Origin of the sequence: Comamonas sp. 4034, from assembly GCF_050434545.1 — a bacterium.
Classification (GTDB): Bacteria; Pseudomonadota; Gammaproteobacteria; order Burkholderiales; family Burkholderiaceae_C; genus Comamonas; species Comamonas odontotermitis.
The window spans coordinates 93048-107836 of the sequence record NZ_JBNDIT010000009.1 but is presented as its reverse complement, the minus strand read 5'-3'; the positions used below and the strand labels follow the sequence as shown (position 1 = coordinate 107836).

Annotated in this window: 14 protein-coding genes; 5 read left to right on the top strand and 9 right to left on the bottom strand. The window is 64.1% G+C overall.

All coding sequences use genetic code 11. The annotated features are described in order from the left end of the window. Positions 1 to 35: 35 nt before the first annotated feature. On the top strand, positions 36 to 1085 hold the full coding sequence (locus ABIE32_RS11755) for a purine-nucleoside phosphorylase (RefSeq protein ID WP_429016294.1): 1050 nt from the start codon (positions 36 to 38) through the stop codon (positions 1083 to 1085). A gap of 90 nt (positions 1086 to 1175) precedes the next feature. Here the strand turns inward: ABIE32_RS11755 and ABIE32_RS11750 are convergent, their stop codons facing one another. Continuing rightward, the gene (locus ABIE32_RS11750; protein ID WP_429016291.1) at positions 1176 to 2705 is read right to left on the bottom strand and encodes a M20/M25/M40 family metallo-hydrolase; all 1530 of its coding nucleotides are present in this window, start codon (positions 2703 to 2705) and stop codon (positions 1176 to 1178) included. Positions 2706 to 2815: 110 nt separating this feature from the next. Beyond that, the gene (locus ABIE32_RS11745) at positions 2816 to 3442 is read right to left on the bottom strand and encodes a tRNA-uridine aminocarboxypropyltransferase (RefSeq protein ID WP_429016290.1); all 627 of its coding nucleotides are present in this window, start codon (positions 3440 to 3442) and stop codon (positions 2816 to 2818) included. Between the two features lie 121 nt (positions 3443 to 3563). On the opposite strand from ABIE32_RS11745, the gene ABIE32_RS11740 reads away from it, so the two are divergent. Then, entirely contained in the window at positions 3564 to 5393 is a 1830-nt protein-coding gene (locus ABIE32_RS11740) for a chorismate-binding protein (RefSeq protein ID WP_429016288.1), read from the top strand. 55 nt (positions 5394 to 5448) lie between these two features. Here the strand turns inward: ABIE32_RS11740 and ABIE32_RS11735 are convergent, their stop codons facing one another. The 3 genes from ABIE32_RS11735 to ABIE32_RS11725 all read right to left on the bottom strand — a co-directional run bounded on the left by ABIE32_RS11735 (position 5449) and on the right by ABIE32_RS11725 (position 7072). Further along, positions 5449 to 5811, bottom strand: a complete 363-nt coding sequence (locus ABIE32_RS11735) for a 5-carboxymethyl-2-hydroxymuconate Delta-isomerase (protein WP_224151480.1) — start codon at positions 5809 to 5811, stop codon at positions 5449 to 5451. Positions 5812 to 5903: 92 nt separating this feature from the next. Continuing rightward, positions 5904 to 6701: a segregation and condensation protein A gene (locus ABIE32_RS11730; protein WP_224152577.1), complete on the bottom strand. Its 798-nt coding sequence runs from the start codon at positions 6699 to 6701 to the stop codon at positions 5904 to 5906. Between the two features lie 164 nt (positions 6702 to 6865). Next, on the bottom strand, positions 6866 to 7072 hold the full coding sequence (locus ABIE32_RS11725) for a DUF3460 family protein (RefSeq protein ID WP_224151481.1): 207 nt from the start codon (positions 7070 to 7072) through the stop codon (positions 6866 to 6868). A 43-nt stretch (positions 7073 to 7115) separates the two neighbouring features. On the opposite strand from ABIE32_RS11725, the gene ABIE32_RS11720 reads away from it, so the two are divergent. Next, on the top strand, positions 7116 to 7610 hold the full coding sequence (locus ABIE32_RS11720) for an outer membrane protein assembly factor BamE (protein WP_224151482.1): 495 nt from the start codon (positions 7116 to 7118) through the stop codon (positions 7608 to 7610). Between the two features lie 63 nt (positions 7611 to 7673). On the opposite strand, the gene ABIE32_RS11715 is transcribed toward ABIE32_RS11720, so the two are convergent. Next, complete coding sequence (locus tag ABIE32_RS11715) at positions 7674 to 9344, bottom strand: SulP family inorganic anion transporter (RefSeq protein ID WP_429016285.1); 1671 nt, start codon at positions 9342 to 9344, stop codon at positions 7674 to 7676. A 248-nt stretch (positions 9345 to 9592) separates the two neighbouring features. Between ABIE32_RS11715 and ABIE32_RS11710 the strand changes: the two genes are divergently transcribed. Next, complete coding sequence (locus ABIE32_RS11710; RefSeq protein WP_429016284.1) at positions 9593 to 10567, top strand: Bug family tripartite tricarboxylate transporter substrate binding protein; 975 nt, start codon at positions 9593 to 9595, stop codon at positions 10565 to 10567. Beyond that, the gene (locus tag ABIE32_RS11705) at positions 10564 to 11514 is read left to right on the top strand and encodes a BMP family ABC transporter substrate-binding protein (RefSeq protein ID WP_429016282.1); all 951 of its coding nucleotides are present in this window, start codon (positions 10564 to 10566) and stop codon (positions 11512 to 11514) included. Before ABIE32_RS11710 ends, ABIE32_RS11705 begins: the two co-directional genes overlap by 4 nt. Here the strand turns inward: ABIE32_RS11705 and ABIE32_RS11700 are convergent. The 3 genes from ABIE32_RS11700 to ABIE32_RS11690 all read right to left on the bottom strand — a co-directional run bounded on the left by ABIE32_RS11700 (position 11511) and on the right by ABIE32_RS11690 (position 14788). Then, on the bottom strand, positions 11511 to 11726 hold the full coding sequence (locus tag ABIE32_RS11700) for a hypothetical protein (RefSeq protein ID WP_429016280.1): 216 nt from the start codon (positions 11724 to 11726) through the stop codon (positions 11511 to 11513). The genes ABIE32_RS11705 and ABIE32_RS11700 overlap by 4 nt on opposite strands. A gap of 176 nt (positions 11727 to 11902) precedes the next feature. Next, complete coding sequence (metG, locus tag ABIE32_RS11695; RefSeq protein WP_429016278.1) at positions 11903 to 14050, bottom strand: methionine--tRNA ligase; 2148 nt, start codon at positions 14048 to 14050, stop codon at positions 11903 to 11905. A 168-nt stretch (positions 14051 to 14218) separates the two neighbouring features. Then, complete coding sequence (locus ABIE32_RS11690; protein WP_429016276.1) at positions 14219 to 14788, bottom strand: TlpA disulfide reductase family protein; 570 nt, start codon at positions 14786 to 14788, stop codon at positions 14219 to 14221. Position 14789: the final 1 nt, after the last annotated feature.

Genomic DNA, 14789 nt, shown 5'->3' with positions numbered 1-14789 from the left:
CCTACAATCTGCGCATTTGCCCGTCGGAGATATCTATGCGCTTTCGCTCCTCTTTTCTGGCCCCGGTGGTGACTGCGGCCTTGCTGGCCGGTTGCGCCAGCACAGACCGTCCCTCCCAGGCCGCCAGCGCCACCAGCGCCGCCCCGCAGGTCCAGCCTGTGCAGGTCAAGGTGTTTGTAGCCGCCATGTTCGAGATCGGCCAGAACACGGGCGACCGGGCGGGCGAGTTCCAGCACTGGTACGAGCGCTACTTTCGCAGTGCCAAGCCCATCACTGTTCATGGTGCGCTGAACCCGGTGTACTGCAATGCCGATGGCGTGTGCGGCAGCGTGCTGGGTATGGGCAAGGTCAACTCGTCGGCATCGATGCAGGCGATCGTGCTCAATCCGCAGTTCAATTTTGACAAGGCCTACTACGTCATCAGCGGCGTGGCGGGCACGCCCCCGTCGCGCGGTACGATTGGCGATGTGACCTGGGGCAGCTGGCTGGTCGACTACGACCTGGGCCACCGCTGGGCCCCCGAGGAAGGCCAGCCCGGTGCCCCCGTCTTCGTGCCGCGCAAGGGCTACGAAGACTACCGCCGCTTTGCGCTGAACCCGGCCCTGGTGCAGGCAGCATACGCAATGACACGCGCCGTGCCGCTGCAGGACAGTGAATCGGCCCAGCGCTACCGCATGCGCTACCCGGATGCTGCCGCGCGCAAGGCACCCAGCGTGCATGTCGGCACGCACATCACGGGCGACACCTTCTTCCATGGGCCGGGCCTGTCGAAAGAAGCCCAGTACATCGCCAAGCTGTACGGCGCAGACGACTACGTCGCCACCGAGATGGAGGCAGCGGCAATTGCGCTGGTGCTGAAGCGCACGCATGGCACCGACCGCATCCTGAGCCTGCGCGGTTCAGTCAATTTCGACCAGGGCAACCCCAAGGAAACCACGCAGGCACACCTGGACCCCAAGCCGGGTGAAACCGCTGGCGGTTTTGCCGAGACTGTGGCCAATGTGGCGGTAGTGGGCGGCACCTTTGTCGATACCGTGGTGAAAAACTGGCCGCAGTGGCAAAACGGCGTGCCAGCGCAACGCTGATCCGGCAGCGCAGCCCATAAGCACACGCCAGAAGCGTAAAGAGCCGCAGATACTGCGGCTCTTTTGCTGATGGTCAGCCCGTTGGGGGCCTTACTGCCAGGGTTGGGTCAGGATGTAGGTCAGGCTCTTGATGCCGTCGAAATAGTTGCCCAGGCGCATGTTCTCGTTCTTGCTGTGCTGGTTGTTGTCGGCGTTGACCATGGGAACGATCACGAAGGGTACTTTCAACGCCTGCACCGCAGCGCCCGTGGGTACGGTACCGCCCATCATGCGGATCTGCACAGGCGTTTCACCCCAAGCCTGCTGCATGCCCTGGCGCAGCCAGTTGCCGATGGGCGCGCCCAGATCGGTGCGCACGGCGGTAGACGATGCGGACACGCCACCCATCTTCAGGCTGGCCAGCTTGGGGTATTGCGCGCGCTGCGCTGCGGTTGGCTCGTCATCCACCAGTTGAAAGCCCTGCGCTTCGATGTGGGCCTTGAGCAACTGCTGCAGGCGCTCGGGAGGTGTTTCGGGCACGGTGCGCAGGTCGAGTTCTGCAACGGCCTGTGCCGGCACCACGGTACGGGCCTTGGCGCCCACGTCAGCAATCTGCAGGCCGCGCACATTGAGCGAGGGGTACTGCATGGCCTCCTGGTAGTTGGCGCCTACCTTTTCCGCCTGCGCAATGCCCAGGCGCTTGCGCAGGGCGGCTTCGTCGTCGGGCACCGCCTTCATTACCGCCTGGGTCTGCGCATCCAGCGTGATACCGTCGTAGTAGCCCTTGACCAGTACGCGACCATCAGGTGCCTTCATCGAGGTGAGCAGCTGTGCCATCGTGAATGCGGGGTTGGCGGCGTAGTTGCCATAGTGGCCGCTGTGCAGGTCCTGGCTGGGGCCATAGACCGTGAGCGTGGCCTGCGCAATGCCGCGATTGCCAAACACCAGGGTCGGGCGATTGCTGGCGTGCATGGGGCCGTCGAGCACCAGCAGGGCATCGGCCTGCAGATCGGCCAGATGTTCCTGGATGACCTGGCCCAGTGTGGGCGAGCCCTTTTCTTCTTCCGAATCGAGCAGGATCTTGATATTGGTGGCGGGAGGCAGGCCCTGCTGCTTCAGGGCATCGAGTGCGGCCATCAGCATGATGATGGGGGCCTTGTCGTCTGACGAAGACCTGCCGAATACGCGCCACTCGGGGTTGGGCTGCGCGCCATACAGCTGGTCGAGTGCGATCTCCTTCCAGCCGCCATCGGCCTGGCGCTCCTTGAGCACGGGCTTCCAGGGGCTCTCCTGCTGCCATTCGGCGGGGGTGACGGCCTGGCCATCCATGTGGGCATAGAAAAGCACGGTCTTGGTGGCGCCCGGCACCGGCGGCAGCGTGGCCAGCACCATGGGCTTGCCCTGGTTGGGCAGCAGCTTGGCGGTCATGCCGCGCTTTTCCAGCGCTGCCTTGAACCAGTCCGCGTTTTTCTGGATATCGGCGGGCACGTTGGAATCATTGGGCAGCGCCAACACATCGATCCATTCGCGCAGGCTGGCTTGGCTGGCCTGTTGTATAGCTGATACAGATGGGGCGGCTGCCTGGGCCAGGCCTGCGGCGCACAGGGCGGCTGTGGCCAGCGAGAGGGTGGAAAACTGCATGCAAAAGCTCCGAAAACAGAGGGGAAAGCAGGGGGCTATGCGGCGCAGTATCTCTGAGTGCTTGCTTGCATACGCGCTGTGCTTGTCGCGTGGGAGGCAGGTCGCGCCAGTCAGCGTGGGGCCCGCAACCGCTGGTGTTGCGCAATCAGCCCGGCAAAGGATTGCTGCAGTGCCTGGAGCTGCCACGCCTGCGCAGGCCAGCCCTCCAGTGCTTGCAGGGCATGTGTTGCGGCCTCCATGGTGGACAGCTGTCCCTCCCGCTGCGCCTTGCGGATGGTGTAGGCGGCCGGCCCCGTATCGGTCAGCGTCAGGCGCGGCAGCTGTGCCAGCAGTGGGTTGGCATACAGCATCTTGCGGCTTTTCCGCCACGTACCGTCGATGACGACCAGGCGCAATGGCATGGCCCGCGCTTGTGCGTCTTCGGGCAAGAAGCTGGCAACGGGCTCGCCGGGCGTCTGCGGATAGAGCAATACTGCCTGGCGCGGCGCATCGCTGGCGTCCCAGGGCTGGTGCAGCCAGCGCTGCAACTCGGTCTCGTCAAACGTTTCCGCCACCACCAACTGGCTGGCGGGAAGGCTCAGGTGCAACAGGCGCGCCGTACCTTTGGCTTCATGCACTTCCAACGGGTGTTGCAGGATCAGCACTTGCGTATCTGTAGGTACCGATGGGGCCAGCGCGCAGATGCAGGCACTCCGGGGGCGCAGGCATCGGGGGCAAACGGCACGGTGGGTGGACACGCGGGTGAAGGAGGTGAGAACAGAAGGAGCGCTATTGTGACGCAAGCGCGTGTGGGCTGCGCTGTGCACAGACCATGAACACGCTCTAGGGACATGGCTGCGCCGCTATGCTGGCGCCACCATGGAACAGAGCCTTTCGTTTTTTGCCCAGATCGATATGGGTCAGCCCCTGCATGGCGACGCAGAGCGTCTGCAGGCGGCCTTTCGCACACCGTTGCGGGTGTTGAGTGCGCACGATGCAGATTCGCTGCGCACCGTATTGCAAGCAGTGGAACAGGCCGCGCTGGCGGGATGCTGGTGTGTTGGCGGCTTGCGCTACGAGGCAGCCTCTGCCCTCGACCCCCACCTGCCCACCCAAGCTCCGGCTGGGTCCGGGCCCCTGGCCTGGTTTGCCGTTTGCGATGCGGCCAGCGTGCAGACGGTGCATGAGCCCCATAGTTCGGCAGCTATGCCGCCGCTGTCGCCGTTGCATTGGCACAACCCGCTGGCGCGCGATGCGTTTGGCGCGCGCATCGCCGACATCCACCGCGCCATTGCGGACGGGCGCTACTACCAGATCAACTACACGCAGCAACTGCAAGGCCACAGCGACGCGGTTTGCGATGGCGCCGCGCTGTTTGCCGCCTTGCAGCGCGCCCAGCCAGGCGGCTATACCCTGCATATCGACATGAGCGGCGAGCAGGTGCTGTCGGTATCGCCCGAATTGTTCTTTGACTGGCACCGGCCTGCCGGCGGTGCGAGCGATATCCTGACCCGGCCGATGAAGGGCACGGCCCCGCGCGGCCCGACGCCGCAGCAGGATGCGGCGCAGTCTGAGGCGCTGCGCAGCTCCGTCAAGGAGCGGGCCGAGAATGTGATGATTGTCGACTTGCTGCGCAACGACCTGGGGCGCTTGGCCGAAGTGGGCTCTGTGCGGGTGCCGCAGCTGTTTGCGCTGCAGGCCCTGCCCACGGTGTGGCAGATGACATCGGATGTGCGGGCGCGCCTGCCAGAGGGAACGCGCCTGCTCGATGTGTTCACGGCGCTCTTTCCCTGTGGTTCGGTCACCGGCGCACCCAAGCGGGCGGCGATGCAGGCGATTGCCGATATGGAGAGTGGGCCGCGAGGATGGTACTGCGGCGCGCTGGGCGTGGTACGCCCCGATGGCGCAGGCGGAATCCGCGCGACGTTCAATGTACCGATTCGCACGGTGGTGCTCGGTGGCGGGCAGCTGCAATGCGGCATTGGCAGCGCCATCACGGCAGACGCCACTGCCGAGGGCGAATGGCGGGAATGGCGGCACAAACGGGCTTTTCTGGAGCGGGCCAGCATGGCATTTGATCTGATTGAGACCCTGGCGCTGGAAGCGGGCGAACTGCGCCATCAGGAGCGCCACCTGCAGCGCATGGCAGGCGCTGCCGCGCATTTTGGTTACCCTTGGACGCTGGCAGAGGCGCAGACCGCGTTGCAAGCTGTGGCGCAAGCGCATCCGCAAGGGCTGTGGCGGGTGCGCCTGCTGCTGGGCGCGCAGGGCATTTTCACCTGCGAAGCATTTGCCTGCCCGCCATCCGCCGCGCAGGTGCAACTGCAGTGGGCGGGTGCTCCTCTGGCTGAGGCGCACAGTGAATGGGTGCGCTTCAAGACCAGCCGCCGTGCGCACTACGAACGCTGGGCTCCGCAGGACAGCGCGGTGTTTGATACCGTGCTGTGGAACGAGGCGGGCGAGGTCACCGAAACCACGCGTGGCAACATCGCTGCACTGATCGATGGGCGCTGGATCACGCCGCCGCTGCACTGCGGCCTGCTGCCGGGGGTGGGGCGGGCCGTGGCGCTGGAGGCGGGCCGCGTGGAGGAGGGCGTGATCCGCCTTGCGGATGTGCCGCGTGTACAGGCCTGGGCGTTCATCAACAGCCTGCGGGGCTGGATACCGGCGCAGGTGAAGGGCGAGGTACCTGGAGCACCTGTTCTGTAACGGGTCGCAAAAAAGGCCGCTTGTGCGGCCTTGGCAGGTGTGCGCAGAGGCCTGCTTACAGCGTGCCTTTGTAATAGGCGGCACGGTCCATGTCGACAATGTCCACGCTCAATTGCACCAGCATGCCCTCAGGGTGGGGCGTGAGCTTGCGCAGCACGGCGGCGATGCGCTCCGACAGGTCGCGCTTCACTTCGGGCGTGCGACCTGCCAGCAGGCGCAGTTCGGCATGCACAAAACCACGCAGGGCGGTCGGGTCGTTGCCGATGACGAAGTGCTCGGTACGGATGGTGCGGCTTTTCAGATCCTGCTCGTACTGCACCTGGCCGGTGGCGATGATGGTGGCATTGAGCGCGTCGAGCGCATGCGCCTCGGGAAAGCCTTCCAGATTGCTGCTGTACTCAACGATCAGATGGGGCATGGTGATATCTCCGTAATGTACTTAAAAAGTATAGCGGTCAGCGCTTTTGTAGTGGGCGCTACAGGGTGTTTTTCCCAAAAAACGCACACGGCTCACACAGGCGTGTACGACAGGCGCACATAGATGGGCGCAAAGGCCTCCGCTTGCGTGATCTCGATCAATGTCTCTTTGGCCAGCTCCAGCAGTGCGATGAAGGTCACCACCAGCACGGTACTGCCCTTTTCTGGTTCGAAGATGTCTTCAAATTCGACAAAGCGGCGGCCTTGCAGGCGTTTGAGAATGGCGCTCATGTATTCGCGCACCGACAGCTCTTCGCGTGTGATCTTGTGGCTTTGCACCAGCTTGGCGCGCTTGAGGATGTCACGCCACGCCGCCTGCAGCTCGTCGATCTGTACATCAGGAAAGCGCGGCTGCAGGGCCTGCTCGATGAACACCTGCGCCTTGATGAAATCGCGCCCGTACTGCGGGGCAGCGCCCAGGCCCTGGGCGGCCAGTTTCATCTGCTCGTATTCCAGCAGGCGCCGCACCAGCTCGGCACGGGGGTCTTCCGCTTCGTCGCTGCCTTCCTGCTTCTTGGGCGGCAGCAACATGCGCGATTTGATCTCAATCAACATCGCGGCCATCAACAGGTATTCGGCTGCCAGCTCCAGGTTGCGGCTGCGGATTTCGTCCACATAGCTCAGGTACTGGCGCGTGACACCCACCATCGGAATGTCAAGAATGTTGAAATTCTGCTTGCGAATCAGGTACAGCAGCAGGTCGAGCGGGCCTTCAAAGGCCTCCAGAAAGACCTCCAGCGCGTCGGGCGGAATGTACAGATCGGTGGGCAGCGCAAACAACGGCTCACCGTACAGGCGTGCCAGGGCAACCTGGTCCACCACCTCGGGCATGGCACTGGCAGAGGCCGCGGCGGTGGCCGAATCAGCAGTGTCCAGATCGCCGGAAGTTGACATGCGAGATGTTGTTTGCTATCGAAACGGGAGCTGATTGCAGTTGCCAGTCTTGCGCTGGCTGCTGTCTGGCATGCAATGCTGCAGTCGACAGCCTGCGCTGATCAGTCGTGATTGGTCTGGTAGACGTAGGGCTTCTGGGCCACGCGGCTGGCCTTGAAATCGGCCTGCTCTTCGCGGTCGAGGTCCTTGTCCCACAACAGCGAACGGCCTTCGCGTTGGCCGGCTTCCAGGTAAGGCTTTTGCTCTTTGAGCGTGTTGATGAACTGGGTGACTTCGGATTGGTAGTCGGGGCGGCGGAAGAATGACATGGCTTATATTTACCTCTTTCCCTCGATTCTACCGAACCTGACCATGTCCCTCGTCACCAAGCTTGCAATGGCCGCTGCTGCGGTGGCCGCTACCGTGTTTTTGGTGGGCTGTGACCAACAGCGCATCAAGGAACTGGAGGAGTTCGTCTCGACCGAACAGGATGTGCGCGAAAAATTCGGGCCGCCCAACCAGATCTGGGACGAAGCCGACGGCTCGCACACGCTCGAGTACACCCGCCAGCCCATGGGCGCGCAGAACTACATGATCACCATCGGCAAGGATGGCAAGATGACTGCACTGCGCCAGGTGCTGGCGCCAGACTATTTTGCCAAGGTGCGCCCCGGCATGGACCAGCAGGAAATCCGTCGCCTGCTGGGCCAGCCCGCCAAGCGCGCCAGCTATCCGCTCAAGAACGAGGCCGAGTGGGACTGGAACTGGATCGATCCGCCCAATACCAAGATGCTGTTCACCGTGGTGTTTGATGCGCAGGGCAGGGTAGTGCGCAGCGGCAGCACGGTGGTGCTGCAGGATCGCTGAGTTTCGCTCCCCACTGGGGCAGACCAGGTGGGGATAACCTGACGCCTTTGCCGGTGCGCTGCTTCAGGTCGCCGCGGCAGCGGCCGTGGCGCTTGCCACATCGGGTTGCAGATCGGCCTGCAACCGCTCGTACAGGCCGGTGCGCCGGGCGATATCGAGCGGTTGGTCGACCAGGCCCGAGACGATGAGCCGTACCTGCCGTGCCTCGCAGGTCTTGCTGAGCGCCTCCAGCGCCTCGGCGCCGGTCGAGTCCACGTAGATCACGTTCTTCAGGTCCAACACCAAGGTCCGCGCGGGCAGCTGGTCTTCGAGCGACTCGATCAGCTTGGTTGCGCCAAAGAAAATGGCGCCATGGAGCCGCCAGACCTGAACTTGTTCATCGAGCCCCGCCAGCAAAGGCTGCTCGGCAGCCGTCAGACGCTTGGCACGCGAGAGGCTGGAGATACGGTAGATGAAGGTGATGCAGGCTGCGAAGATGCCGAACTCCACGGCAACCGTCAGATCGAACACCACGGTCAGCAGGAAGACCGACACCAGCGTGATGCGATAAGGCAGGCGATAGGTCTTGAGCCGCGCGAACTCGCGCCATTCGCCCATGTTCCAGGCCACGAACATCAGGATGGCGGCCAGCGTGGCCAACGGAATGGATGCGGCCAGCGGTGCCGCCACCAGGATTACCAACAGCAGAACCAGCGCATGCACCATGCCGGAGACGGGGCTGGTGGCGCCGCTTTTCACATTGGTCACTGTTCGCGCAATGGTGCCGGTGGCGGGCATGCCGCCGAAGAAGGGCGTGATGAAATTGGCAATGCCCTGGGCCATCAGCTCCTGGTTGGGGTCGTGCCGGTCGCCGATCATGCCGTCGGCCACACGGGCGCACAGCAGTGACTCGATGGCACCCAGCAGGGCCAGCGTGATGGTGGGCATCAGCAGAAAGCGCGCCGATTCCCAGCTGAAGGCAGGCAGGGTGAATGCGGGCAGCGCCGCCGGTATGCCGCCAAAACGGCTGCCGATGGTTTCCACAGGCAATCCAAAGCCAGCCACCACGGCCGTGGCGAGCACCAACGCAACAATGGAACCGGGCACCCGGGCAAGCCGTGCGGCCCATCGCTGCACCACAGCATTCCTGCCTGCCGCCGCTGGCAGCCAACGCTGCCAGCCCACGACCACGGCGAGCGACACCACGGCCACACCGGTCGCCCACGGGTTGATGGTGGACAGATGGTTGCCCAGCGCTCCCAGGATGCCGAAGAAATCTCCTGGCATCTTGGGAATGGAAAGACCGAGGAAATCCTTGACCTGCGACAGTGCAATCAGCACCGCAATGCCGTTGGTGAAGCCGATGATGACGGCCACCGGGATGAATCGCACCAGGGTTCCCAGCCGCAGCAACCCCATCACGAACAGCAGCACGCCAGACAGTGCGGTGGCAATGATCAGATTGGCCACACCGTACTGTTGCACGATGCCATAGACGATGACGATGAAGGCGCCAGCGGGCCCGCCGATCTGCACCCGGCTGCCGCCAAGCAGCGCAATCAGGAAGCCCGCAATGATGGCGGTGAAGAGGCCCGCTTCGGGTTTGAGGCCCGAGGCGATGGCAAAGGCCATGGCCAGTGGCAGGGCCACCACGGCGACGGTGAGACCGGCGCCCAGGTCCTGCAGGAAACGGGTGCGGTCATAGCCGCGCAATGCCGCATGGAGGCGCGGCCTGAATGAAAAGGGAACGTGCAATCTGAACTCCGGAGAAGTGGAACTGAAACGCAGGGGTTCAGAACTTCGCCGGAGGGCCGCAATGGTGCAGCCGGGTGATGAAACGCCTGCGGCGCGACAGCGGCAGGATCGGTGCGTGAGACATGGCTGAATCAGTGTACACCGCTGGACGGATCGAAGCATTTCGCAGATCGATAGCCGAAATTCGCGTTTGTGCGGAGGCCCTGGCCTTCGTAGCATGACGGCTTTCGTAGGAGGATCTGCCTTTCATGCTGCAACGCCGCCATTTGCTGACGGGCGCCCTGGCCGCGCTGCCCGTCCTGCGCATCGTGCACGCTGCCGAGACTGGGTGGCCGCGCAAGCCGATCCGGCTGGTCGTGACATTTCCGCCCGGCGGCGCCAGCGACATCGCCGCGCGTCTGCTGGCGCCTCTGTTGTCGGCCCAGCTCGGCCAGCCGGTGGTCATCGACAACCGGCCCGGTGCGGGCTCCACACTCGGCGCACAGGCCGTGGCGCGCAGTGCGCCTGATGGCTATACGCTGCTGCTGTCCAATTCGGCGGCGCTGTCGATCTCGCCACACCTGCTGGCGCGGTCCCCTTACGATGCCGCGCGCAGCTTCACGCATCTGGGCTATATCGGCTCGGTTCCCACGGCATTGGTGATTCGGCAAGAGCTACCGGTGCACAGCTTTGCCGAGTTGGTGCAATGGTTGCGCAGCCAGCCGCAGGCCGTGCCCTATGGCAGTGGCGGGGCGGCATCGGTGGGGCATCTGGTGGGGGCGGAGCTCGCACGCCTGCAGGGTTTGCAATTGGCGCATGTGCCCTACCGGGGCGCAGGGCCCATGCGTTCGGACCTGCTGGCGGGCCACATTCCGTTGGCCATTGATGCATTGCCGCAGAACCTGCCGCTCGCCCGCGAGGGCCGTGTGCGGCTGCTGGCGATAACGACGGTGCAGCGCGTGCCGCAGGCAAGCGAAGTGCCCACGGTGGCTGAGTTGGGCTTGCCGCAGTTGGTGGCCGACAACTATGTGGGGCTGTCGGCACCGGCAGGCCTGTCCGAGCCGGTGGCGCAGCGCCTGGGGACAGCGCTGCAGCGGGCGCTGTCCGATACCGCCGTGCGCCAGAGCCTGGCCGCTCAGGGTTTTGTACAACCGCCGTTGGACGCACAGGCGTTTGCCCGCCTGGTGCAGGATCAATCACAGGCCTGGGGCAGTGTGGCCCGGGCGACGGGAGCGACGTTATGAACTTTCTGGCTCGCCGCCCCCGCGTGGCCGTTGCCTTGTTCGGCCCGCAGGGGCAAGGCAGTTTCAACGAAGCCGGTTTGCAAGGTGTGCAGCACGCCCTGGCTGCTGGCCACGATGTCACGCCTTTCTGGATTGCGCCGCGCGACGAAGCTGCGCGCACGGCGGCGGTGGAGCAGCTGTGCGCGCAAGGGTTTGATCTGATCGTGGCCCATGGCGGACAGGGTGATTCGCCGGTGTCACACGCGCTGCAACGCTGGCCAAGCCAGCGTTTTGCCATCACCCAGGGCAGCCTGCAGGCGCCGCAGGTTGCGCGCTACGAGGTGCAGCAGGAGCAGTCGGCGTTTCTGGCGGGCGTGCTGGCGGCGCTGTACAGCTGCTCTGGCGTGGCCGCGCATTTCTCGGGCGAGCGCGTGCGCCCCGGCCTCCAGGGCCGTGCAGCCTATGCACATGGCCTGCGCGTCGTAGGCTGGCAGGGGCGGCTGTTGACGCAGTTCTGCGGCCACCAGCACCAGCCGCAACTGGCCGAGCTGTGTATCCACACCATGGCAGATGCGGGTGCTGATGTGCTGTTTGCCATGATTGACGGCGGTCGCAGCGGCGCAACGGCAGCCTGCCGTGCGCGCGGTGTGGCGCAGATCGGCAATGTGCTCGATTGGGTGGCGCGCGACCCGCAGGTGTTCGTGGCCTCGGCGGTGGCCGATTCGGGCGAGGCCATTTTCCGTGCTGTAGCCGACTTTGCGCGCGGCGAGTTGGCGCTGGGCAGGCGTCGGCGTTTTGGTCTGGAAGAGCCTGCACTGGTGCGCCTGCAATTGCGCGGTGACCTGCCCGCGTCGGTGCGCGTACAGATCGAGACCTGGAGCCACCGGCTGTGCACCGGAGAGGTAGTGCCGGACAACGAGTACGCCGGAGAGGAATGGCCGGTTCCGCAGGAGGCAGTTTCTGCCTAAGGCAATGCCTCTTCAGGCGGGCGCGAATTGCTCGCACCAGGGCCGGGCTGGTAAGGGTGGTTGGGGTCGCTTTCGCGGTATTTGATGGAGATGCCGCTGTTGTCCGGCTTGTCATCGGTCATTGCGCCATAGGCGGCGCCTACGCCCTTGCCTGCCAGCTTGGCCGTGCCGATTGCCACATCCGCTGCCACGCCTACTGCAGCGGCTCCCACCGCCACTACCGTACAGCCGGACAATGCCGTGCACAGAAGAAGAGCCCCCAGGCATGTCCACCGCGCAGCGCCGCAGGCTCTCCGACAGCGGCTTTCTGCGTTGGGGCGAGGCGGCATTGAAAAAGCCTCTGCAGCCGCATGGCGCAGAGGCTTGGCCGGTGAACGGTGCTGCGTCATCAATGGATGCGCATGCCGGGTGTGGCGCCAGGGAAGGGCTCCAGCACATAGATGCCGGGGTTGGCCTTTTCATCTGCATGGCTGGCCGCCAGCACCATGCCTTCGGACAGGCCGAACTTCATCTTGCGCGGCGCGAGGTTGGCAACCATCACCGTCAGCTTGCCGACCAGTTGTTCGGGCTGGTACATGCTGCTGATGCCGCTGAACACGTTGCGCGTCTTGGGCTGGCCGTTTTCGTCCTTTTCGCCCACATCCAGCGTCAGTTGCAGCAGCTTGGTCGAGCCTTCCACTGTCTTGCATTCCAGAATCCTGGCAATGCGCAGGTCAATCTTGGCAAAGTCGTCGATGCCGATGGTTTCGGCCAGCGGCTCTCCACCGGGGGCGTTGGGGTCGATCACGGCTTCGGCCTTTTTCTCGGCCTTCTTGGCTTTGGCTGGGGCTTCGGCAACCGGAGCGGCCTGGCCGGCTGGTGCCTCAAACAGTGCTTCGAGCTGCTTGGGATCGACGCGCTGCATCAGGTGCTTGTACTCGCCAATCTGGTGGTCCTGGCCGAGCGGCTTGGTCACATCGGCAAAGGTCTCGGGTGGCACGATGAGGAAGTTGGCCACTTCGGCAGCCACGCCGGGCAGGATGGGCTTGAGGTAGATGGTCAGAATGCGGAAGGCCTCGATGCAGGTCGTGCACACATCGTGCAGGCGCGCCTCCATGCCTTCCTTCTTGGCCAGCTCCCAGGGCTTGTTGGCATCGACGTAGCTGTTGACCTTGTCGCACAGCAGCATGATTTCCCGCGCGGCGCGGGCGGTGTCCCGGGCTTCGTAGGCCGCCACGATGGCGTCTTTTTGTTCCCGCAGAGCCGCGAGCAGGGCCGCACCGTCTTCGCTGACGGTGCCCAGCTTGCCTTCGAAGCGCTTGGTCAGGAAGCCTGCAGCGCGGCTGGCAATGTTCACGTACTTGCCGATCAGGTCGGAGTTGACGCGCAGCATGAAGTCTTCGGGGTTGAAGTCGATGTCTTCATTGCGACCATTGAGCTTGGCGCCCAGGTAGTAGCGCAGCCACTCGGGGTTCATCTGCAGGCTCAAATACTTGAGTGGATCGAGGCCGGTGCCACGGCTCTTGCTCATCTTTTCGCCATTGTTGACGGTCATGAATCCGTGCACGCAGATCCTGGTCGGCGTCTTGCGGCCGCTGAACTTGAGCATGGCGGGCCAGAACAGCGTGTGGAAGGTGATGATGTCCTTGCCAATGAAGTGGTACTGCTCCAGATCAGGGTCAGCCATGTAGGCGTCGTAGTCTTCGCCCCGCTGGTTCAGAAGATTCTTGAGCGAGGCGAGGTAGCCCACAGGCGCGTCCAGCCACACATAGAAGTACTTGCCGGGTGCATCGGGAATCTCGATGCCGAAGTAAGGCGCATCGCGGCTGATGTCCCAGTCGTCCAGGCCTTCGCTGGTCGTGCCGTCCGGGTTGGTGCGCACGCCGAACCATTCCTTGATCTTGGCGGCCACCTCGGGCTGCACATGCTGGCCGTCCTGCGTCCATTCAGTCAGGAACGCAACGGCGCGCGGGTCGGAGAGCTTGAAGAAGAAATGCTCGGAGCTCTTCATCACGGGCTTGGCGCCCGAGAGTGCGGAGTAGGGGTTGATCAGGTCGGTGGGCGCATAGACCGAGCTGCAGACCTCGCAGTTGTCGCCATACTGGTCCTTGGCATGGCAGCGCGGGCACTCGCCCTTGATGAAGCGATCGGGCAGGAACATGTTCTTCTCGGGGTCGAAGAACTGTTCGATGGTGCGCGTCTCGATGAACCCGGCCTTCTTCAGGTCGAGGTAGATCTGCTTGGACAGCTCATGGTTTTCGGGGCTGTCGGTGTTGCTCCAGTTGTCGAAGGCGATGTGAAAACCGTCGAGATACTGCTTGCGGCCGGCGGCGATGTCGGCCACGAACTGCTGGGGCGTCTTGCCCGCCTTTTCAGCGGCAATCATGATGGGAGCGCCATGGGCGTCATCGGCCCCGACAAAGTTGACCGCATTGCCCTGCATTCGTTGCGCACGCACCCAGGTGTCGGCCTGGATGTATTCCATGATGTGGCCGATGTGGAAGTTGCCGTTGGCGTACGGCAGGGCGGTGGTGACGAAGAGCTTTCGTTGAGACATAGGGTTGCGGAACTTTCTGATCACTGAGAGGCACGCGGCGAAGGCCGGGCACCGGTTCTGGCCATGTGAACGGCGAACAAGCGCCGCCTGCGCCCGACGGCGCACCAGAACCGAGGGATTTTAGGCGTTTGTGGTGCCGGGGGGGATTCCTGCGGTTAAGAAAGGCGACTAGCCCTGCAAAACCGCAGCCAGCTGTGCCTGGGCATGGGCGCCCAACCAGTCGATTTCACCCACGTGCCAGAGGCGGATCTGGCCTTGGGCATCGAGCACGAAGCTGGTCGGCAGGGCAATGCCGCCCCAGGCGGGCAACTGCGTCTGGCTGCGGTCGAGCAGCACTTCGCCATGAAAAGGCACGGTTTGTAGAAACTGCAGCACACGCGCAGGCATTTCGCCGTGGTTGACGGCCAGCACGCGCAGCCCTTGGGGGCGGTACTGTTCCAGCAAACGGTTGAACTGCGCCATTTCCAGGCGGCAGGGCGCGCAGTAGCTGGCCCAGAAGTTCAGGATGAGCGGCGCTCCTGCATAGCTGGCCAGGCTGCGCAACTGGCCGTCCAGCGCCAGCGCCTTCAGCTCCGGCCTGGCCTTGCCAGAGGGCCAGGGGGTCAATTGGCCCACTGCACGCGGGTCCAGATCCTGCGCCGCCTGCACCTTGCGGCCCACCAGTGTGGCCGAGAGCCAGGCAGCAGCGCCGCCCAGCTGCTGCAGGCAGCGGCGGCGGTGCAGCAGGGCGGGAGCCATG